At 71.1% G+C, this 18,608-nt stretch carries 17 protein-coding genes and 1 pseudogene; 14 read left to right on the top strand and 4 right to left on the bottom strand.

Annotated features, from left to right (window positions below; genetic code table 11):
* Positions 1–247: 247 nt before the first annotated feature.
* From ACZ4MU_RS10690 to ACZ4MU_RS10655, 8 genes are all read left to right on the top strand, one after another.
* Complete coding sequence (locus ACZ4MU_RS10690; RefSeq protein ID WP_467873771.1) at positions 248–988, top strand: helix-turn-helix transcriptional regulator; 741 nt, start codon at positions 248–250, stop codon at positions 986–988.
* Positions 985–2,406: a Fe-S cluster assembly protein SufB gene (gene sufB / locus ACZ4MU_RS10685; protein ID WP_467873768.1), complete on the top strand. Its 1,422-nt coding sequence runs from the start codon at positions 985–987 to the stop codon at positions 2,404–2,406. The genes ACZ4MU_RS10690 and sufB overlap by 4 nt, the downstream gene beginning before the upstream one ends.
* Before the next feature lie 64 nt (positions 2,407–2,470).
* Complete coding sequence (sufD, locus tag ACZ4MU_RS10680; protein ID WP_467873765.1) at positions 2,471–3,652, top strand: Fe-S cluster assembly protein SufD; 1,182 nt, start codon at positions 2,471–2,473, stop codon at positions 3,650–3,652.
* Positions 3,652–3,972: a bifunctional 3-phenylpropionate/cinnamic acid dioxygenase ferredoxin subunit gene (locus tag ACZ4MU_RS10675; protein WP_406550783.1), complete on the top strand. Its 321-nt coding sequence runs from the start codon at positions 3,652–3,654 to the stop codon at positions 3,970–3,972. The genes sufD and ACZ4MU_RS10675 overlap by 1 nt, the downstream gene beginning before the upstream one ends.
* 6 nt (positions 3,973–3,978) lie before the next feature.
* On the top strand, positions 3,979–4,746 hold the full coding sequence (gene sufC, locus ACZ4MU_RS10670) for a Fe-S cluster assembly ATPase SufC (protein ID WP_467873762.1): 768 nt from the start codon (positions 3,979–3,981) through the stop codon (positions 4,744–4,746).
* Positions 4,743–5,999 (top strand): cysteine desulfurase, encoded by a 1,257-nt coding sequence (locus ACZ4MU_RS10665; RefSeq protein ID WP_467873759.1) that lies wholly within the window; start codon positions 4,743–4,745, stop codon positions 5,997–5,999. The genes sufC and ACZ4MU_RS10665 overlap by 4 nt, the downstream gene beginning before the upstream one ends.
* Positions 6,000–6,044: 45 nt before the next feature.
* A complete protein-coding gene (gene sufU / locus ACZ4MU_RS10660) occupies positions 6,045–6,509 on the top strand; it encodes a Fe-S cluster assembly sulfur transfer protein SufU (protein WP_358834177.1) in 465 nt (154 codons plus the stop codon).
* Positions 6,506–6,844: a metal-sulfur cluster assembly factor gene (locus tag ACZ4MU_RS10655; RefSeq protein ID WP_344074290.1), complete on the top strand. Its 339-nt coding sequence runs from the start codon at positions 6,506–6,508 to the stop codon at positions 6,842–6,844. The genes sufU and ACZ4MU_RS10655 overlap by 4 nt, the downstream gene beginning before the upstream one ends.
* Positions 6,845–7,203: 359 nt before the next feature.
* Here ACZ4MU_RS10655 and ACZ4MU_RS10650 read toward each other — a convergent pair whose 3' ends face one another.
* Both ACZ4MU_RS10650 and ACZ4MU_RS10645 read right to left on the bottom strand, forming a co-directional pair.
* A complete protein-coding gene (locus ACZ4MU_RS10650; RefSeq protein ID WP_467873755.1) occupies positions 7,204–8,511 on the bottom strand; it encodes a tetratricopeptide repeat protein in 1,308 nt (435 codons plus the stop codon).
* A 175-nt stretch (positions 8,512–8,686) separates the two neighbouring features.
* Positions 8,687–9,574: a winged helix-turn-helix transcriptional regulator gene (locus ACZ4MU_RS10645; protein ID WP_467873753.1), complete on the bottom strand. Its 888-nt coding sequence runs from the start codon at positions 9,572–9,574 to the stop codon at positions 8,687–8,689.
* 99 nt (positions 9,575–9,673) lie between these two features.
* On the opposite strand from ACZ4MU_RS10645, the pseudogene ACZ4MU_RS10640 reads away from it, so the two are divergent.
* Both ACZ4MU_RS10640 and dapD read left to right on the top strand, forming a co-directional pair.
* Positions 9,674–10,765: pseudogene (locus ACZ4MU_RS10640) on the top strand (MFS transporter); the annotation flags it as partial.
* Positions 10,766–10,966: 201 nt separating this feature from the next.
* On the top strand, positions 10,967–11,962 hold the full coding sequence (gene dapD / locus ACZ4MU_RS10635) for a 2,3,4,5-tetrahydropyridine-2,6-dicarboxylate N-succinyltransferase (RefSeq protein WP_467874619.1): 996 nt from the start codon (positions 10,967–10,969) through the stop codon (positions 11,960–11,962).
* 65 nt (positions 11,963–12,027) lie between these two features.
* Here the strand turns inward: dapD and dapA are convergent, their stop codons facing one another.
* Positions 12,028–12,900 carry a 4-hydroxy-tetrahydrodipicolinate synthase gene (gene dapA / locus ACZ4MU_RS10630; RefSeq protein ID WP_467873750.1) on the bottom strand — a complete coding sequence of 291 codons (873 nt, stop codon included), beginning with the start codon at positions 12,898–12,900 and terminating at the stop codon, positions 12,028–12,030.
* A 185-nt stretch (positions 12,901–13,085) separates the two neighbouring features.
* On the opposite strand from dapA, the gene ACZ4MU_RS10625 reads away from it, so the two are divergent.
* From ACZ4MU_RS10625 to ACZ4MU_RS10615, 3 genes are all read left to right on the top strand, one after another.
* On the top strand, positions 13,086–13,217 hold the full coding sequence (locus tag ACZ4MU_RS10625) for a hypothetical protein (protein ID WP_467873747.1): 132 nt from the start codon (positions 13,086–13,088) through the stop codon (positions 13,215–13,217).
* Positions 13,214–13,873 (top strand): hypothetical protein, encoded by a 660-nt coding sequence (locus tag ACZ4MU_RS10620; RefSeq protein WP_467873744.1) that lies wholly within the window; start codon positions 13,214–13,216, stop codon positions 13,871–13,873. Before ACZ4MU_RS10625 ends, ACZ4MU_RS10620 begins: the two co-directional genes overlap by 4 nt.
* Before the next feature lie 97 nt (positions 13,874–13,970).
* Positions 13,971–14,693, top strand: a complete 723-nt coding sequence (locus tag ACZ4MU_RS10615) for an antibiotic biosynthesis monooxygenase (protein ID WP_467873741.1) — start codon at positions 13,971–13,973, stop codon at positions 14,691–14,693.
* Position 14,694: 1 nt separating this feature from the next.
* Here the strand turns inward: ACZ4MU_RS10615 and ACZ4MU_RS10610 are convergent, their stop codons facing one another.
* Positions 14,695–16,536: an endonuclease/exonuclease/phosphatase family protein gene (locus ACZ4MU_RS10610; protein WP_467873739.1), complete on the bottom strand. Its 1,842-nt coding sequence runs from the start codon at positions 16,534–16,536 to the stop codon at positions 14,695–14,697.
* A 347-nt stretch (positions 16,537–16,883) separates the two neighbouring features.
* On the opposite strand from ACZ4MU_RS10610, the gene ACZ4MU_RS10605 reads away from it, so the two are divergent.
* Complete coding sequence (locus tag ACZ4MU_RS10605; RefSeq protein WP_467873736.1) at positions 16,884–18,332, top strand: hypothetical protein; 1,449 nt, start codon at positions 16,884–16,886, stop codon at positions 18,330–18,332.
* The last annotated feature ends 276 nt before the right edge of the window (positions 18,333–18,608 follow it).

The following is an 18,608-nucleotide window of genomic DNA, read 5'->3' as shown; positions in this document are numbered from 1 at the left end:
GAGGGCCCCGGCCGGGTCCTTCGAGGGCGGCCGGGCCGGGAGGCGCGGGCCGGGTGCGCGCAGGGTGTCGAGTCGGCCATATGGCGAGGTCACAGCGGTCGGCGGCCACCTGTTCGCAGCTCCGTCAGGTGATCGATCGGAGATCGTTTCCGCAGGTCAGCTTAGGTATGCCTAAGTGATGTACCGCACCGCTCGATGATCAGGACGTGGCTTGTCAGGCTCTGAGGAATTACGCAACAATGGTGTTGTGAAAAACGTCGGCGAGGCTCCGCAGGAGGAGATCGCGACCGGTGAGCGGTCCACCCGCAACCGGGTCGCGCGCTCCATCCTGGACCACGGGCCCTCCACCGTCGCGGACCTCGCGAAGCGCCTCGGGCTCACCCAGGCCGCCGTCCGCCGCCACCTCGACGCCCTCGTCGCCGACGACGTCGTCGTCGCCCGCGAGCAGCGGGTGTACGGGGCGCGGACCCGCGGCAGGCCCGCCAAGGTCTTCGCCCTGACGGACTGCGGGCGGGACGCCTTCGACCAGTCGTACGACAAGCTGGCCGTGGACGCCCTCCGCTGGATCGAGCGGTCCGCCGGCGAGGAGGCCGTCGTCGCCTTCGCCCGCGCGCGGATCGAGGCCCAGGCCGAGGGCTACCGCGAGGCCGTCGAGGCGGCGCCGCCCGAGGAGCGCACCGAGGCGCTGGCCAAGGCCTTGACCGCCGACGGGTACGCTGCTACGGCACGCAGCGCGCCCCTCCCCGGACGGGGCGAGCAGCTCTGCCAGCACCACTGCCCGGTCGCGCACGCCGCCGAGCAGTTCCCGCAGCTGTGCGAGGCGGAGACGGAGTTCTTCTCCCGCCTGCTCGGAACCCATGTGCAGCGTCTGGCCACCATCGCCCACGGCGACGGGGTGTGCACGACGTTCATCCCGCACAGCGCACCACAGACCCCGCACGAAACCGAATCAGCATCCACAAGCACGGCCGGGAGGAACCCCGCATGACTCTCCCCACGGAGACTGCCCACCCCGAACTCGAGGGCCTGGGCAACTACGAGTACGGCTGGGCCGACTCCGACGCGGCGGGTGCCACCGCCAAGCGCGGGCTCTCCGAGGACGTCGTCCGCGACATCTCGGCGAAGAAGAACGAGCCCGAGTGGATGCTGAAGCTGCGCCTCAAGGGCCTGCGCCTGTTCGACAGGAAGCCCATGCCCAACTGGGGCTCGGACCTGTCGGGCATCGACTTCGACAACATCAAGTACTTCGTGCGCTCCACCGAGAAGCAGGCCGCTTCCTGGGAGGAGCTGCCCGAGGACATCAAGAACACGTACGACAAGCTCGGCATCCCCGAGGCGGAGAAGCAGCGCCTCGTCGCCGGTGTCGCGGCCCAGTACGAGTCCGAGGTCGTCTACCACCAGATCCGCGAGGACCTGGAGCAGCAGGGCGTCATCTTCCTGGACACCGACACCGCGCTCAAGGAGCACCCGGAGCTCTTCCAGGAGTACTTCGGCACGGTCATCCCGGTCGGCGACAACAAGTTCGCCTCGCTGAACACCGCCGTGTGGTCGGGCGGCTCCTTCATCTACGTCCCCAAGGGTGTCCACGTGGACATCCCGCTCCAGGCCTACTTCCGTATCAACACGGAGAACATGGGCCAGTTCGAGCGGACGCTGATCATCGTCGACGAGGACGCCTACGTCCACTACGTCGAGGGCTGCACCGCCCCGATCTACTCCTCCGACTCGCTGCACAGCGCCGTCGTGGAGATCATCGTCAAGAAGGGCGGCCGCTGCCGCTACACGACGATCCAGAACTGGTCGAACAACGTCTACAACCTGGTCACCAAGCGCGCCGTGGCGTACGAGGGCGCGACCATGGAGTGGATCGACGGCAACATCGGTTCCAAGGTCACCATGAAGTACCCGGCGGTCTACCTGATGGGCGAGCACGCCAAGGGCGAGACCCTTTCCATCGCCTTCGCGGGCGAGGGCCAGCACCAGGACGCCGGTTCCAAGATGGTCCACATGGCGCCGAACACGTCCTCCAACATCGTCTCCAAGTCGGTGGCGCGCGGCGGTGGCCGCACCTCGTACCGCGGTCTGGTCGAGATCGGCGAGGGCGCGGCCGGATCGAAGTCGAACGTGCTGTGCGACGCGCTGCTCGTCGACACGATCTCCCGCTCCGACACCTACCCGTACGTCGACGTCCGCGAGGACGACGTGTCCATGGGCCACGAGGCGACCGTCTCCAAGGTCTCCGAGGACCAGCTCTTCTACCTGATGAGCCGCGGTCTGACGGAGTTCGAGGCGATGGCGATGATCGTGCGCGGCTTCGTCGAGCCGATCGCCAAGGAGCTGCCCATGGAGTACGCCCTGGAGCTCAACCGGCTGATCGAGCTGCAGATGGAGGGCTCGGTCGGCTAGTACGGCCACCGTCCCCGCAGCACAGCGACATCCTTTGACGTAGGAAGAGAGCAACACGACAGCCATGGCTGAGGCTCAGAACATCCCAGCGGGTTCCACCACCGCGGGCTCGATCGCGGTGGCCGCCGAGTCGACCGTCGCCACGCGCATGAGCGCGCCCCCGTCCTTCGACGTGGCGGACTTCCCGGTGCCGCACGGCCGCGAGGAGGAGTGGCGGTTCACGCCGCTGGACCGGCTGCGCGGGCTGCACGACGGCACCGCCGTCGCCACCGGCGACGGGCTGCGCGTCGAGGTGAGCGCCCCCGAGGGCGTCACCGTGGAGACGGTGGGCCGCGACGACGCCCGGCTCGGCCGGGCCGGCACCCCGGTGGACCGGGTCGCCGCCCAGGCGTACTCCTCGTTCGAGAAGGCCTCGGTCGTGACCGTCCCCAAGGAGACGGTCCTCACCGAGCCGATCCGTATCGCCGTGCACGGCGAGGGCGGCACGGTCTACGCGCACCAGGTCGTCGAGCTCGGCGCGTTCGCCGAGGCCGTCGTGGTCATCGACCACACCGGGGACGCGGTGCTCGCCGCCAACGTGGAGTTCGTCCTCGGCGACGGCGCCAAGCTGACCGTCGTCTCCGTGCAGGACTGGGACGACAAGGCCGTCCACGTCGCCCAGCACAACGCGCTGGTCGGCCGGGACGCCTCCTTCAAGTCCGTCGTCGTCACCTTCGGCGGCGACCTGGTCCGGCTGCACCCGCGCGTCTCCTACGCGGGCACCGGCGGCGAGGCCGAGCTCTTCGGTCTGTACTTCACCGACAAGGGCCAGCACCAGGAGCACCGCCTCCTGGTCGACCACAACACGCCGCACTGCAAGTCCAACGCCGTGTACAAGGGCGCCCTCCAGGGCGACGACGCGCACGCCGTATGGATCGGTGACGTCCTCATCCAGGCCAAGGCCGAGGGCACCGACACCTACGAGATGAACCGCAACCTGGTGCTGACCGACGGCGCCCGGGTCGACTCCGTGCCGAACCTGGAGATCGAGACCGGCGAGATCGCCGGCGCCGGTCACGCCTCGGCCACCGGCCGCTTCGACGACGAGCAGCTGTTCTACCTGATGGCGCGCGGCATCCCGCAGACCGAGGCCCGCCGCCTGGTGGTGCGCGGCTTCTTCGCCGAACTGGTCCAGCAGATCGGCGTCGCGGACGTCGAGGAGCGCCTGCTCGCCAAGATCGAGGCGGAGCTGGAGGCGTCGGTCTGATGAGCGCCTTCGTCCGCGTCTGCGCACTGAGCGAGCTGGAGGAGGACACCCCCAGACGGGTGGAACTCGACGGCACGCCGGTGTCGGTCGTCCGCACGGCGGGCGAGGTGTTCGCGATCAACGACATCTGCTCGCACGCCAACGTCTCGCTGTCCGAGGGCGAGGTGGAGGACTGCCAGATCGAGTGCTGGCTGCACGGCTCCAGCTTCGACCTGCGCACCGGCAAGCCGTCGGGCCTGCCCGCGACGCGACCCGTGCCCGTTTACCCCGTAAAGATCGAAGGGGACGATGTGCTCGTCTCCGTATCCCAGGAGAACTAAGTCCCCATGGCAACGCTTGAAATCCGCGACCTGCACGTCACCGTGGAAGCCGAGAACGGCCCCCGGGAGATCCTCAAGGGCGTCGACCTGACCGTGAGGCAGGGCGAGACCCACGCCATCATGGGTCCCAACGGCTCCGGCAAGTCCACCCTCGCGTACTCGCTCGCGGGTCACCCCAAGTACACGATCACCGGCGGTACGGTCACCCTGGACGGCGAGGACGTCCTGGAGATGTCCGTCGACGAGCGTGCCCGCGCCGGCGTCTTCCTCGCCATGCAGTACCCGGTCGAGGTCCCCGGCGTCTCGGTCTCCAACTTCCTGCGCACCTCCGCCACCGCCGTGCGCGGCGAGGCCCCCAAGCTGCGCACCTGGGTGAAGGAGGTCAAGTCCGCGATGGAGCAGCTCCAGATGGACCCGGCCTTCGCCGAGCGCAACGTCAACGAGGGCTTCTCCGGCGGTGAGAAGAAGCGCCACGAGATCCTCCAGCTGGAGCTCCTCAAGCCGAAGATCGCGATCCTCGACGAGACCGACTCCGGCCTGGACGTCGACGCGCTGCGCCAGGTCTCCGAGGGCGTCAACCGCGTCCGCGGGACCGGCGAGGTCGGCACGCTGCTGATCACGCACTACACGCGCATCCTGCGCTACATCAAGCCCGACTTCGTCCACGTCTTCTCCGAGGGCCGCATCGTCGAGTCCGGCGGCGCCGAGCTCGCCGACAAGCTGGAGAACGAGGGCTACGAGGCATACAGCACGAAGGGTGGCGCTTCCGAGTGACGATTCTGCCGGGCCTCCTCGACACCGAGGCGATCCGTAAGGACTTCCCCCTCCTGGACCGCGTGGTCCACGACGGGAAGAAGATCGTGTACCTCGACAGCGCGGCGACTTCGCAGAAGCCGCGCGCGGTGCTCGACGCCCTCAACGAGTACTACGAGCGGCACAACGCCAACGTCCACCGTGGGGTGTACACGGTGGCCGAGGAGGCCACGGCGCTGTACGAGGGCGCGCGCGACAAGGTCGCCGCGTTCATCAACGCGCCGAGCCGCGACGAGGTGATCTTCACCAAGAACGCCTCGGAGTCGCTCAACCTGGTCGCCAACATGCTGGGCTGGGCCGACGAGCCCTACCGGGTGGACCACGAGACCGAGATAGTCATCACGGAGATGGAGCACCACTCCAACATCGTGCCGTGGCAGCTGCTGGCGCAGCGCACCGGCGCGAAGCTGAAGTGGTTCGGCCTCACCGACGACGGCCGCCTCGACCTCTCCAACATCGAAGAGATCATCACCGAGAAGACGAAGATCGTCTCCTTCACGCTGGTCTCCAACCTGCTGGGCACGGTCAACCCGGTCGAGGCGATCGTCCGGCGCGCCCAGGAGGTCGGCGCGCTGCTGTGCATCGACGCCTCCCAGGCCGCGCCGCACATGCCGCTGGACGTGCAGGCCCTCCAGGCCGACTTCGTGGCCTTCACCGGCCACAAGATGTGCGGCCCGACGGGCATCGGCGTGCTGTGGGGCCGCCAGGAGCTCCTGGAGGACCTGCCGCCGTTCCTCGGCGGCGGCGAGATGATCGAGACGGTCTCGATGCACTCCTCGACGTACGCTCCGGCGCCGCACAAGTTCGAGGCGGGCACGCCCCCGATCGCACAGGCCGTGGGCCTGGGCGCGGCCGTGGACTACCTCTCCGCGATCGGCATGGACAAGATCGCCGCGCATGAGCACGCGATCACGGAGTACGCGGTCAAGCGCCTCCTGGAGGTCCCGGACCTGCGGATCATCGGCCCCACCACGGCCGAGGACCGGGGCGCGGCGATCTCCTTCACGCTCGGCGACATCCACCCGCACGACGTGGGCCAGGTCCTCGACGAGGAGGGCATCGCGGTCCGCGTGGGCCACCACTGCGCCCGCCCGGTCTGCCTGCGCTACGGAATTCCCGCGACCACGCGCGCGTCTTTCTATCTGTACTCCACGCCCGCCGAGGTCGACGCCCTGGTGGACGGTCTGGAGCACGTACGGAACTTCTTCGGCTAGGGGTCGGTCGACGTGCTGTGTCTCAGGGACGCGAGGTAATTCGTTGTGAAGCTGGATTCGATGTACCAGGACGTCATCCTGGACCACTACAAGCATCCGCACGGGCGGGGCTTGCGGGACGGTGACGCCGAGGTGCACCACGTGAACCCGACGTGCGGGGACGAGATCACCCTGCGGGTGAAGTACGAGGGCTCGCAGATCTCGGACATCAGTTACGAGGGTCAGGGCTGCTCCATCAGCCAGGCCAGCGCCTCGGTCCTCAACGACCTGCTGGTCGGCAAGGAGCTCGACGAGGCGCGGCGCATCCAGGAGACCTTCCTGGAGCTGATGCAGTCCAAGGGCCAGCTGGAGCCGGACGACGCGATGGAGGAGGTCCTGGAGGACGCGGTCGCGTTCGCCGGGGTCTCCAAGTACCCCGCGCGCGTGAAGTGTGCCCTGCTGAGCTGGATGGCCTGGAAGGACGCTACGGCCCAGGCGCTGGGCGCCGAAGCCGAGAGGAAGAGCGCATGACCGAGAACGCAGAGGCCACCTTGAAGCCGGCCTCGGAGGAAGAAGTCCGCGAGGCGCTGTACGACGTCGTCGACCCCGAGCTGGGCATCGACGTCGTCAACCTAGGCCTCATCTACGGCATCCACATCGACGACGCCAACATCGCCACGCTGGACATGACCCTGACGTCCGCGGCCTGCCCGCTGACCGATGTGATCGAGGACCAGGCGAAGGCGGCGACGGACGGCATCGTCAACGAACTCAAGATCAACTGGGTCTGGATGCCGCCGTGGGGCCCGGACAAGATCACGGACGATGGGCGCGAGCAGTTGCGGGCGCTGGGGTTCAACGTCTGAGCGAGCTGTGTGTGAAGGGCCCCGGCGGTGTGCCGGGGCCCTTTCGCGTCAACGGCGCCGACGCATCGCCCCGGCCAGGATGCGGAAGGCTGCGAGGCGGTGCTCCCCTCGTAGGCCATGCAATGTCGCGAGATGACCGATGAGCAGAGTTGCTGCCGCCGTGAGCGGGATCCCGGTCAGCAGTAGGAGTACACGGGTGAAGGACATGTGCGGCAGCCTTCCTCGGAGTGCCGATGTCGATGCGATCGCGTGGCACTACGAAAGCGGCCGAACGTGGCGCGGACCATCCTCCCCGTGCGTTGATGGCTCATCGGTGCAGGTCAAGGCGGGCGAGCGGGTTATCCCGGCGGGAACCCGGTTCACCGGCGGAACCCGCGTTCCGGGTCGCGTGTCGTGTCTTTGCGGAAGGGGTCGAACCAGTCCTCTGCTTTGAGGTTCGCGATGCCGAGGTGTTGATGGATGGGATTGTCGGCATCCTCGATGCCTTGCGCCCAGGGCTCGTAGAGGAGCAGTACATCCGTGTCTTCAAGGAAAAGGTCCAGACAGAGGCTCCAGTCATAGTCGCCGGTTTCCTCCGGGAGATCTTCGATGAACGTATCCACCAGCTCGGGCTCGTCCGCCACCATGGCTGACGCGTGCTCAAGGGCGATGTGCATGGCCATCTCTTCAGCCGTGCGGGTGGGGCGGGGCCACTTACCCGACCGGATGTCTTGAGCGAGGTCGTCGAAGCATCGCGCCATCCGGCGCCGCCACTGCGCGTTCTGGCCCCAGGTGAGCACGGGCAGATCGCTGAAGACAGCAGCGTAGTTGCGGGTGAGGCCGACTCGCTGGTCTGCGATCTCTTCCAGGGAGTCGTACGCCATGTCTGCCGAGATCTCGAAAGCGGCCTCCAGGACGCGCAGGGTACGCGGAGTAGGGCCGAAGTCCTCGGCCTCGTCCCAGTCTCCGTCGGCGGCTTCCTCGACATCCGGCTCGATGGTGTGAGACGTCTGGGCCGGCGGCTGAAAAACCAGGGCGGGCTCGTTGTAGTACGACTGCGACACCTCATCCCCGGCCTCGGCCGCCTTTCGGTACCACTGGAAGGCGGTCTCGCGGTCCTGGTTGCGGAAGTGCAGGTTGCCCATCAGACGGAAGGACAGGACGTCGCCCGAGTTGATGGCGAGTTGCAGCCATTGGGCTGCTTCCTGCCGGTCGGTGTGCTCGCAGAGCACACCGAGCGTGCGCTGGGCCTCGGCGTCCTGCGCCTCCGCGAGCGGCAGCAGGGCCCTTCGGCCGATGTCCATGCGGTCGTTGGCGTGGGCCGCGAGGGCGATGCTGAAACGTTGGTGTGTCTCGGTGGCTGTTGCGAGGACGGTTGCCCAGACCTTCTCGGGGATCAGCTTGGGTGAGGGACCTCTGTCCCGCAGATGCGCGTCGAGCAGATAGTCGAAGGGACGCAGCCCATCGCCTTCCGGGGTCAGGAGACGTGTCACTGCGTCGCGCGGGCTGGTAGCCCACAAGAGGGCGCTCTCGAACGGTTCGGGACCGATCAGTTGTTTGTTGCTCCCCGGCAGGTAGTCCTCGTGCAACTCGCCGAGGAGGCCGACCGAAAGGGGTTCTGTCAGGCCGGCGAGCGTCAGGTCGATCGCGCACCACACCAGCGCAGCCCCACGGGGATTGCCGTTCACCACAGACGCACCGCGCAACTCGCGCCACAGCTGAGGCCCCGTCGCCAGTGTTTCTGCGATGCCGAAGTCCGCTCACCTGCCCCCTACTCGCGGGGGGGGGGATCGCGCTGATCATCGCCGGTGTGCTGCTGCTCAACCTCGGCGGCGCCGCGTACCGACCCCCGGCCGCCCCCGCTCAGCCCCCGCCGCCCGCCCGGCGGACCGCCTCCAGCGCCGCCCGTACGCTCGCCTCGACATCCGTGATCGGGTAGAGCGCCTCGACCACCGTCCGGTCCCGGTCGACGACCAGGGTGAGGCGCTTGAGGCGGCTCACCCCGGCCGTGCGGAACGTGGGCAGCCGCAGCGCGGCCGTCAGGGTCAGGTCCGCGTCCGACAGGAGCGGGAAGCGCAGGTGCTCCTTGTCCGCGAACGCCCGCTGCTCGTCCGGGCGTTGGGTGGACACGCCGCGCACGCTCGCGCCCGCCGCCGTGAACTCGGCGAGCCGGTCGCGGAAGGTGCACGACTCCAGCGTGCAGCCCGGCGCCCCCGGGATGCCCGCCCAGCCCGGGGGATAGGACTCCTTGCGGGCGTGGGCGCCGGGGAAGCAGTAGAGCACGGTGTACGCGCTCTCCTCGGCCACCGGGTCCCGCGACCGCCCGTCGAAGTCGGTGAGTTCGAGCGCGGGCACCTTCGTCCCCACCAGCTCGCGCACCCGCTCGGTCTCCCCGGACCGCTCCGTCGCCGTGGCCATCGTCTCTCCTTCTCCCAGCACCCAGGTGTCACCCCAGTCCTGGAGCGCGATCAGTACGGGCAGCAGGGCACGGCCGCGCGGAGTGAGCCGGTACTCGTACCGCGCCGGGCGGTCCTGGTACGGCTCCCGGCTCAGCACCCCCGTCTCCACCAGCAGCCTCAGCCGCTCGGCGAGCACCTTCCGGGACATGCCGAGCTCGCGCTGGAGCGCGTCGAAGCGGTGCACCCCGCGTGCGGCGTCGCGCACGATCAGGAGGGTCCACCAGTCGCCGACGACGTCCAGGGCCTGGGCGATGGCGCAGTGCTCGTCGTGGAGCCGGGTGCGTTGAGGCATGGCTCCATCCTTCCGTACGCCGTTGACCTGCGAACCCCATGCTGACATAGTCCGTTCCCATAGGGAACTCACTCAGGGGCGAGGCCGGGGGGCGACGGTGTGAAGACTTTGCGAGCGGTGCCGGGAGACGTCCGGCTGCTGTGCTTCGGCGTGTTCTTCAACGCGGTCGTCAGCTTCACCTTCATCTACCTCTTCGTGTACCTGACCGGCCCGCGCGGTCTGAGCGTCGGCCAGGCGGGCGCGATCGGCGGGATCGGGGGCGTCGGCCTGGTCGCCGGGAACCTCACCGGCGGCTGGTTCGGCGACCGGTACGGCCACCGGCGCGCCCTGCTCACGGGGTCCCTGGTCAGCGGCGTCCTGCTCGCCGTCCTCGCCCCGCTGCCGACCCCGGTCCTGATCGCCGCGCTGCCGCTCGCCCAGTACGCCTCCGGGGTCGTAAGGGCCGCCAACTCCGCGCTCGTCGCCGTCGGCGTCCCCGAGGGCAGCCGCCGCCAGGGCTTCGCGGTGATGCGGTTCGCGTCCAACGCGGGCTTCACCGTGGGGCCGCCGCTGGGCGCCCTGGTCGCCGCCCACTGGTCGTACGACTGGCTCTTCGCCGCCGACGGGGCCGGAACCCTGCTCTTCGCGGCGTACGCGGCCCGGGTGCTGCCCGCCCGCGGGGCCGTCCACACCCAGCCGGTCCACGGCCCCGGGGCGCCCGGCCTCCGGCGCGAGCTGCGGGCCCGGCCCGCCGTGCCGGTGCTGCTCGCCGCGATCGTCTGTGTCGACCTCGTCTACCGCCAGCAGTACTCCACCCTGCCCGTCTTCCTCGGCGACCACGGCCTGGACGCCCAGGTCTACGGATGGCTGATCGCCCTCAACAGCGCGGTGATCCTCTGCCTGGAACTGCCCGCCGCCCACGCCCTGCGCGACCGGGCGCCGCTGAGCGTCGTCGGCTGCGGACTGCTCCTGGTCGGTCTCGGCTACGCGCTGCTGATCCCGGGCGCCTCCCTCGGCCTGGCCCTCGCCCTGATGGTCTCGCTCACCCTCGGCGAGATCCTCTACAAGACCACTGCCACCGCGTACGTGGCCGACCAGGCGCCGCCGCACGCGCAGGGCCGCTTCCAGAGCCTGTACGCGGGCGCCTCCATCAGCGGCCAGGTGCTGGCCCCGCCGCTGGGCGGCGCCCTGTACACCGCCGCGCCCGCGTTGCTGTGGCCCCTGTGCGCCGTCCTCGCGGGGCTCGCCGGGCTTGCGGTGCTGTGGGCGCGGGGGGGCTGCCCGAGCCGCCGGACGGGGGTGACGCGCACGGGGACGTGCCCGGTGACGTACGCGGTGAGCGGCCCGGCGACGCGCGCCCGGCACCTGAGACCGGTTCGCCCCTGCGGGCCGCCGCCGGTTAGGTTTTCCGCTATGACCGACACGACTGCTACTGCTTCTCGCTCCACCGGCGCCGTCGCCGCCGGCCTCGCCACCCTCGCCGGCGACGGCACCGTCCTCGACACCTGGTTCCCCGCCCCCGAGCTCACCGCCGAGCCCGGCCCCGCCGGCACCGAGCGCCTGACCGCCGACCGGGCCACCGCCCTCCTCGGCAAGGGCGCCGCCGCCGCCCTCGGCGCCGACGAGCGCCGGGGCGTCGAGGTCGTCGCCGTCCGTACGGTCATCGCCTCGCTCGACGACAAGCCGCTGGACGCCCACGACGCCTACCTGCGGCTGCACCTGCTCTCGCACCGCCTGGTCAAGCCGCACGGGCAGAACCTGGACGGCCTCTTCGGCCTGCTCGCCAACGTCGCCTGGACCTCGCTCGGCCCGGTCGCCGTCGACGACGTCGAGACGGTCCGGCTGAACGCCCGCGCCGCCGGGCTGCACCTCCAGGTGACCTCCATCGACAAGTTCCCGCGCATGACGGACTACGTGGCCCCCAAGGGCGTCCGCATCGCCGACGCCGACCGGGTGCGCCTGGGCGCGCACCTGGCCGAGGGCACCACCGTGATGCACGAGGGCTTCGTGAACTTCAACGCGGGCACGCTGGGCACCTCGATGGTCGAGGGCCGCATCTCGGCCGGCGTCGTCGTCGGCAACGGCTCCGACATCGGCGGCGGCGCGTCCACCATGGGCACGCTCTCGGGCGGCGGCAACGTCCGCATCGTCATCGGCGAGCGGTGCCTGGTGGGTGCCGAGGCGGGCGTGGGCATCGCGCTCGGCGACGAGTGTGTCGTGGAGGCGGGCCTCTACGTCACCGCCGGTACGCGGGTGACCATGCCGGACGGGCAGATCGTCAAGGCGCGCGAGCTGTCGGGCGCCTCCAACATCCTGTTCCGCCGGAACTCGGTCACCGGCGCGGTGGAGGCCCGGCCCAACAACGCGGTGTGGGGCGGGCTCAACGAGGTTCTGCACGCGCACAACTGACGTCACGGGGCGCGGGTGCGTCCTCACGCGGCGGGTGCGGCCCGCCCTGCGGTGAGAGCCCGTGATCAGTCCCGGACCAGGTCGTCGTACGCCCTGCGCAGTGCGGCGGTCCGGTCCGGGGCGGCGGGCCGCAGCGGCTCCCGCACCGGGCTGCCCAGCAGCGCCTTCGCGGTCACCGTGCCCGGCAGGCCCGACGCCATCATCAGCTCCACCAGGGGGAGCGTGCGGTGGTTGAGACGGGCCGCCTCCCCCGGGTCGCCCTTGTCGTGGGCGTCCAGCGGTGCCCGCATGTGGGCCGGGGCCACGTTCGCCACCGTGCTGACGTACCCCGCGCCGCCCACCGCGTACAGCGGCAGGTTCGTCTCCTCGCAGCCCGAGTAGTACGCCAGCGAGGTGCGGCCGATGACCTTGGTGGAGCCGAGCAGGTCGTACGCGCAGTCCTTGACCGCCACGATCCGCTCGTGCTCCGCGAGCCGCAGCAGGGTGTCCGTGCCGATCCGGACGCCGGTGCGGCCGGGGATGTCGTAGAGCATCACGGGCAGTTCCGTGGCGTCGGCCACCGTACGGAAGTGCGCCTCCACCGCTTCCTCGGGCGGGCGGCTGTAGTACGGCGAAACCACCAACAGGCCGTTCGCACCCGCCTCCTCGGCCTGCCGGGCGAGCTCCACGGTGTGCCGGGTGGAGGCGGTGCCGACCCCGGCCACGACGTGGATGTCCGCGCCGACCTCCGCGCGCACCGCCCGGACCAGCGCCGCCTTCTCCGCGTCGGTCGTGGTGGGCGACTCGCCGGTGGTGCCGCTGAGCACCAGCCCGTCGCAGCCCCCGGCCACCAGGCGCGCCGCCAGCCGTCGCGCGTGGTCGAGGTCGAGGCGGTCGTCGGCGGTGAACGGCGTGATCATGGCGCAGAGTGCGCGCCCGAAGGGGCGGGGAGTGCTCATGGCCGCAGTCTGGGCCGCAGTGAGTGTGAAGGTCTACTTAGATCTGCTTGCCGTTCATCCACAGCAGCGCTGAAGTGTCCTCCCGGCAGGCACTCTTGGCGGGCGACGGCGCGTACGCCACCATGAGAGACCGGTGTGTCCGTTCATGTCCGTCCCGTCGTCCCGTCGTTCTGTCGGAGGTCGTCATGAAGCTCGGCAAGGCTCTCGCCACCGGGGTCGCGGAGGAGCGGCCCGAAGACGCCGTACGGGACGAGGCGCCGCCCGTGCCCGAGGAGGTCCCGGCCGTCGATCGTGTCGAGGTGACGGCGGACCGATGAGGCTGCGGCTCCCCGAGGAACGCCCGACGGAGCCGCCCACCGGCTACAAGATCGCCCATGCGGCGCTCTCCCAGGACGGCGCGCGGGCCGGGTTCCTCGGTGTCTCGCTCGGCGCCGCTCTGCCCTACGGCGTCCTGGACGACGCGCACTGCGCCTACGGGCGGCGCCACCGCTCACCGTCCCGCCTCTGCGACTGCGGCTTCCACTGTCTGCACGAGCGCGCCGAGGCCGCCGCGCTGACCTGCACGGCCGAGCACCGCTCGGCGCTGCTGCTCGACGTGGCGGTGCTCGGGCGCTACATCCGCTTCGAGCGCGGGACGCGCTACGCCCGTCAGCGGGTGCGTACCGCCACGGCGGGCCCCTGCCGCTGCCGGCGCACCGCGACCGGGCTGGCCGACGCGGGGTGGGGGCGGCCCGGCTGGCGGGCCCTGGAGCCGGTCTGCGCCGGGTGCGCCGGAGCGCGCGCGGTCGTGGGGTTCGACGAATTCGCCCGCCGGGGCGGTGATGGGCTGAAGGCGACGGCCGCGCCCGCCGTCGGCGCGGACGCCGGTCCCGGCCGCACCTTCCCCGAGCTGGTCGCGGAGGCGGCACTGCTCCAGGCCCGGCTCGACTGGTTCCAGAGCGAGTTGGCGCGGCTCGGCGACCAGGGCGGCTGAGCCGGAGCCGGCCGTCCTTGACCTCAAGTGGCCTTGACGTTCCAGGATGGTGATCGTCCACGCGGCACAGGACCGCCACGATCACCGGGAGACCACCATGGCCACGATCTCCACCGACACCGCCTTCCATGCCCTGCCCGACCTGCGCCGCCCCGGCGTCGGTGTGGTCAAGTCCAGCGTCTGGCGCACGGGCACCCCCGAGCGCCAACGGGCGACCGTCGAGGCGATCGCCCGGGCATGGGGCAGCCGGGACTGGCCGGACTCGGGCCTGCTCTCGTACAGCGTCCTCACCGGGACCGACGGCGACCGTCTGCTCCACTACTCGCAGTGGCGGAGCGAGTCGGCGTACGAGGACTTCGTCCGGCGGTTCCGGGACGACCGCAACGCCGAGATCGACGCGGCCGTCCCCGGCATCGAGCGCGTGGGACTGCACTCCTACGAGCTCTACCGCAGCAGTGACCCGCGGCCGGGCGCCCCCCGTACGCCCGGCTGCGTGGTCATCGTCGATGTGGCGTTCGAGGGACCGGACCCCCGGCGGCAGCGGGCCTGGGTGGACGGCGTCTTCGAGGCCCTGGCCACCGACCCGGACCTGCCCGAGGGAGGCGTCTCCGCCCACTTCCACACCAGCCTGGACGGCACCCGCGTCCTCAACTACGCCGAGTGGGAGAGCGAGCGGGCCCACCTCGACGCCCTGGCCGCACCCGGCGCCGGGGTCGGCTCCAGGACCCCGGAGTGGGAGCGGGTGCAGAGCTACCCCGGCGTGAGCGGCGGCGGGGTGACGCGCTACCTCCCGGCGCTGACCGTCACCCCGGCCCCGTGACCTACGGGCGGAAGCGGATGACCTGCGGGTCGTGGTCGCTGGTCTGGTCGGCGAACTCCGCGTTGATGTGCACGCTGTCGTAGTCGAAGCCGCGCACGGCCGGGCTGGTCAGGATCTGGTCGAGGACCTGCGTGTTGCCCTGGTAGACGTAGGAGTAACGCTCCTTCTTCGGCAGCGTACGGAACGCCGAGCGCAGCGCGCCCCCGTCCTCCAGGGCCTTGGTGGTGCTGGAGAAGTCGAAGTCGTTGATGTCGCCGAGCGCGAGGACCCGGGCGTGCTTGTCGACCGCGAGGATCTGCTTGACGAAGCCGTTCACGGCCTGCGCCTGGAGCAGCCGCTTGGCCTCCGAGGAGCGCGGCACCGGCTGGTGCTGGGAGACCAGGCCCTCGTCGCCGCCCTTGGAGGCGAAGTGGTTGGCGATGACGAAGACCGTCCGCCCCTGGAAGACGAACTCGCCCGCCAGCGGCTTGCGGCTGTCCGCCCACGCCGGGTTCGCCGGGTCGATACGGCCGGGGGAGAGGGTGAGGGCCGGGCGGCCCTTGGTGCCGGTGACACCCACGGCGGTCCTGGCGTCGCCGCCGGGGCGGTCGGTGAAGGAGACCCGGGCCGGGTTGAAGAGGAACACCTGGCGGATGTTGCCGCCGGGCTCGCCGCCGTCCTTGAGGTTCTCCGGGTCGATCGAGCGCCACTGGTAGGCGGGCCCGCCCTTGGCGGCGATCGCGTCCGTGAACTTCTTGAGGGTGGCCGAGGCACCGACCGTACCGTCGTTCTTGGCGCCGTTGTCGTCCTGGATCTCCTCCAGGGCCACGATGTCGGGCGAGGCGAGATGGGTGACGATGCCGTCGGCCAGGGCGTCGAACTTGGTCTGCGGGTCGGACGGGTCCAGGTTCTCCACGTTGTACGTGGCGACGGCGAGCTCGCCGGTGCGCTGCTTGCGGGTGCTCTCCCGCTTGAGGCCGTGGTCCTCGACCGTGCCGAGCGTCCGGGCGGTGATCGTGTAGCCGCCGAACTGGTTGAAGTCCAGCGGGCCCTCGGCGCCGCCGGTCAGCGTGTCACCGACGTTCGCCTTGGGGAACGGCTGCTGGGCGCCGGGCACCAGGCTCTGGATCTGGAGCCGGCCGGTGTTCTGGTCGTCGTAGGAGGCGTACAGCGTGCCGCCCCGCCGGGTGCGGTTCTCGTGCGGCTTCACGGTGACCCACAGCTCGCTGTACGGGTCGGTGGCGCCCACGATCCGCGAGGTGCCGACGCGGACGTTCATGCCCTCCAGGGACTCGTAGTAGTCCAGGGCGTACTTCTTCGGCTTCAGGGTCAGGCCGTTGACACTGTTGCCGGTGGCCGGGTCGCCGGCCGGGGTGTAGCGGTTCGGGACGGTACGGGCCGTCACGGTGACCGGGGCGGGCAGCGGGTTGCCCGACGAGACGACCGTCACGGTCGCCTTGGATATCTGGGTCAGCGACTGGTTGCCGGAGGAGAGGCCGCCCGGGACGTACTCGGTGACCGTGCCGGAGACCGTCACCGCGTCACCGACGGCCACCTTCGGCGCCGAGCCCGTGAAGACGAAGACGCCCTCGCTGGTGGCCGGGTTGTCGTCCGGGGCGCTGTCCTGGAACCAGAAGCCCTTCGAGGAGCCGTACGTCCGTACGCCCGTGACGACGCCCGGCACGTCGGCCACCTGCGCGCCGGCCAGCGGCGAGGTGCGGGTCGTGCCCTGGATGTCGTGGATGCGGGCCGCGGTGGGGGCGGCCGGGTCGGCGGCGGCCGACGAACCGGCGGCGAGCAGACCGGCGCCCAGCGCGGCGGCGACGACGGCGGAGACGGCGGCGGATCTCGGAACGGGCAGCATCAACAGACTCCGGAGGATGAGGGTGAGGGTGGATCGCGCACGTACGGGTGCGGTGGTTCAGGTGTACGGCTAGTTCTACGCGCGTCAATCTCTTGGCTGAGCGGGGCAGTTGTCAAGGGTCGCCGGGTGGCCGGAATCCGACGGCCGGATGAACCGGTCGCGCAGGGTGCCCGGACACCGCCCGCCGATTCCCGTACGCAACCGCGCCGCGCCCCGGCCGGAACCCGCCGTCCGGGCCGGCCGCGGCGGCGACCGGGCGCGGCGATACCCGGTGAAATGCGTCTACGCTGGGTGCCTCATCCAGCACACCCGCGACCACACCGCTTCGCCCGAGGAGTACGTCACAGATGTCCGGAGACCGCCCCACCCTGCCGCCGGTGCGGCTGCACTCCGAGGCCGAGCTCGCGCGGGCGGCCCTCGCCGCCCCGCTGCTCGCCCGCGCGGTCGTGCTGGCCCGCTGGGCCGGACCCGCGACCCGCGTCGGCGCCGGGGGCGAGCTCGTCGAGGAGCAACTGCCCGCGGCGGCCGAGGCCCTGGGGCTGGCCCCCGACGACGACGGCGCCGCGGACGCCAGCGAGGCGTGGCGGGTCGCCGTGGACGCCGGGCTCGTCGATGTCGAGGACGCCGAGGACGCCGAGGAGGGGGACGGCGAGGGGACGGCTACGGCGGGCGAGGCCCTGGCCCAGCTCACCTCCGGATCGCCGCAGGACGTCCTCACCATCTGGCTGGACGCGTTCGACGCCGTCTTCGCGGACGCGACCGCTCCGGTACTCGACGACTTCGCCGACCTCATCGGCGACGACGGCGAGGTGGACTTCGACCGGCTCGACTGGGACCCGCAGGCGGAGGCGGACTTCCTGGAGGGGGTCCTGGGCAACCTGTACCTGCTCACCGTCACCGAGGGCGGCGCGGGCGAGGGGCCGGTGCCGCTGCCCGCGCTCGCCGCGTCGATGATCGTCCCCGACGACATGGGCGAGCCCACCGACGACATCCTGGAGCAGGTCTCGGACGCGATGATGCGCCTCGACGACCAGTTCCGCCTCCTCGAACCGATCGGACTGGTGGAGTACCAGCCGGTCGACGAGGCGTTGATGGCCGAGGAGGGCGAGGAGCCCGCCCCGCCCGTCGACGACGAGGACGTCGCCCGGTACGGCATGGTCCGCCTCACCCCGCTCGGCCTCTACGGCGTACGGGCGCGGATGCTGGAGGCGGGCGTGGAGGCACCAGCCGTCGGCGACCTGGTGGACAAGGGCGCGGACGCGCTCCTCGACGGCATCGCCCACTACCCGGCGGCGGCCGCACGGGCCGAGACCGAGCAGTGGCTGGCGCGGCACGGGATGCCGGGCGCTGCACAGGAGTTGCTGGCGGCGGCCCGGGGCTCCGACGAGCGCGGCCCGCTGCGCCGGCTCCACTGCCAGCAGGCGCTCGCCCTGACCGGCCCCGAGGCGGAGCCCGCGCTGCGCGAGGTCCTGGACGACGCGGAGCTGGGCGGCCTCGCCCGGGTCTGGCTCGCCGAGCGCGGCGCGCGGGACATCCCGGCGCCGCCGGAGGCGATGGTGTTCTGGCTCGCCGTGGACACGATCGCCGCGCAACTGGAGATGGACGGGGACCTGGAGGAGCTCCAGGGCCTGGTGGAGGGCCTGGTCGGCCGGCACAGCGGCTTCTTCGACGCGGTGTGGCGGGTGGAGCACCCCGCGACGGCGGACGTGCTGGAGGCGATGGGACGGCTGCACCCGGACAAGAAGGTGGCGAAGGAGGCCCGCAAGGCGGCCTTCAAGGCACGGTCCCGGGCGTAGCCCGACGCCCCCGGCCTTCCCCCGCGCCCCGGCAGCGGCTCGCCCGCCCCGGGCCGGGGGAAGTCCTCGGGGGAGGGGGCGGCGGACCACCAAGGGGGCGCGGGAAACGGCCCGACCGGCCCCCTGCGGTCTGCGGGTGCCCGAGGCTTTCAGGGGCGCGGGGAACGGCGCGACCGGCCCCGCACGGTCCGCAGGCGAGCGACGGTTTTGCGGGGCGCGGGGGCGCGACCAGCCCCCCACGGTCCGCAGGTGCCCGAGGCTTTCAGGGGCGCGGGG

The sequence above is a fragment of the Streptomyces sp. NPDC026377 genome (assembly GCF_055567715.1).
Note: the sequence above shows the minus strand (reverse complement) of the source record. Positions and strands in the feature narration are given on the sequence as shown.

Excerpts from the sequence above, each read along its gene's own strand:
- ACZ4MU_RS10625 (WP_467873747.1), top strand. The coding sequence starts at position 13,086 with ATGAAGCTCGGCAAGGCTCTCGCCACCGGGGTCGCGGAGGAGCGGCCC.
- sufC (WP_467873762.1), top strand. The coding sequence starts at position 3,979 with ATGGCAACGCTTGAAATCCGCGACCTGCACGTCACCGTGGAAGCCGAG.
- ACZ4MU_RS10645 (WP_467873753.1), bottom strand. The coding sequence starts at position 9,574 with ATGCCTCAACGCACCCGGCTCCACGACGAGCACTGCGCCATCGCCCAG.
- dapD (WP_467874619.1), top strand. The coding sequence starts at position 10,967 with ATGACCGACACGACTGCTACTGCTTCTCGCTCCACCGGCGCCGTCGCC.
- ACZ4MU_RS10655 (WP_344074290.1), top strand. The coding sequence starts at position 6,506 with ATGACCGAGAACGCAGAGGCCACCTTGAAGCCGGCCTCGGAGGAAGAA.
- ACZ4MU_RS10610 (WP_467873739.1), bottom strand. The coding sequence starts at position 16,536 with ATGCTGCCCGTTCCGAGATCCGCCGCCGTCTCCGCCGTCGTCGCCGCC.
- dapA (WP_467873750.1), bottom strand. The coding sequence starts at position 12,900 with ATGAGCACTCCCCGCCCCTTCGGGCGCGCACTCTGCGCCATGATCACG.
- sufD (WP_467873765.1), top strand. The coding sequence starts at position 2,471 with ATGGCTGAGGCTCAGAACATCCCAGCGGGTTCCACCACCGCGGGCTCG.
- ACZ4MU_RS10675 (WP_406550783.1), top strand. The coding sequence starts at position 3,652 with ATGAGCGCCTTCGTCCGCGTCTGCGCACTGAGCGAGCTGGAGGAGGAC.
- ACZ4MU_RS10605 (WP_467873736.1), top strand. The coding sequence starts at position 16,884 with ATGTCCGGAGACCGCCCCACCCTGCCGCCGGTGCGGCTGCACTCCGAG.
- ACZ4MU_RS10620 (WP_467873744.1), top strand. The coding sequence starts at position 13,214 with ATGAGGCTGCGGCTCCCCGAGGAACGCCCGACGGAGCCGCCCACCGGC.
- sufB (WP_467873768.1), top strand. The coding sequence starts at position 985 with ATGACTCTCCCCACGGAGACTGCCCACCCCGAACTCGAGGGCCTGGGC.
- ACZ4MU_RS10615 (WP_467873741.1), top strand. The coding sequence starts at position 13,971 with ATGGCCACGATCTCCACCGACACCGCCTTCCATGCCCTGCCCGACCTG.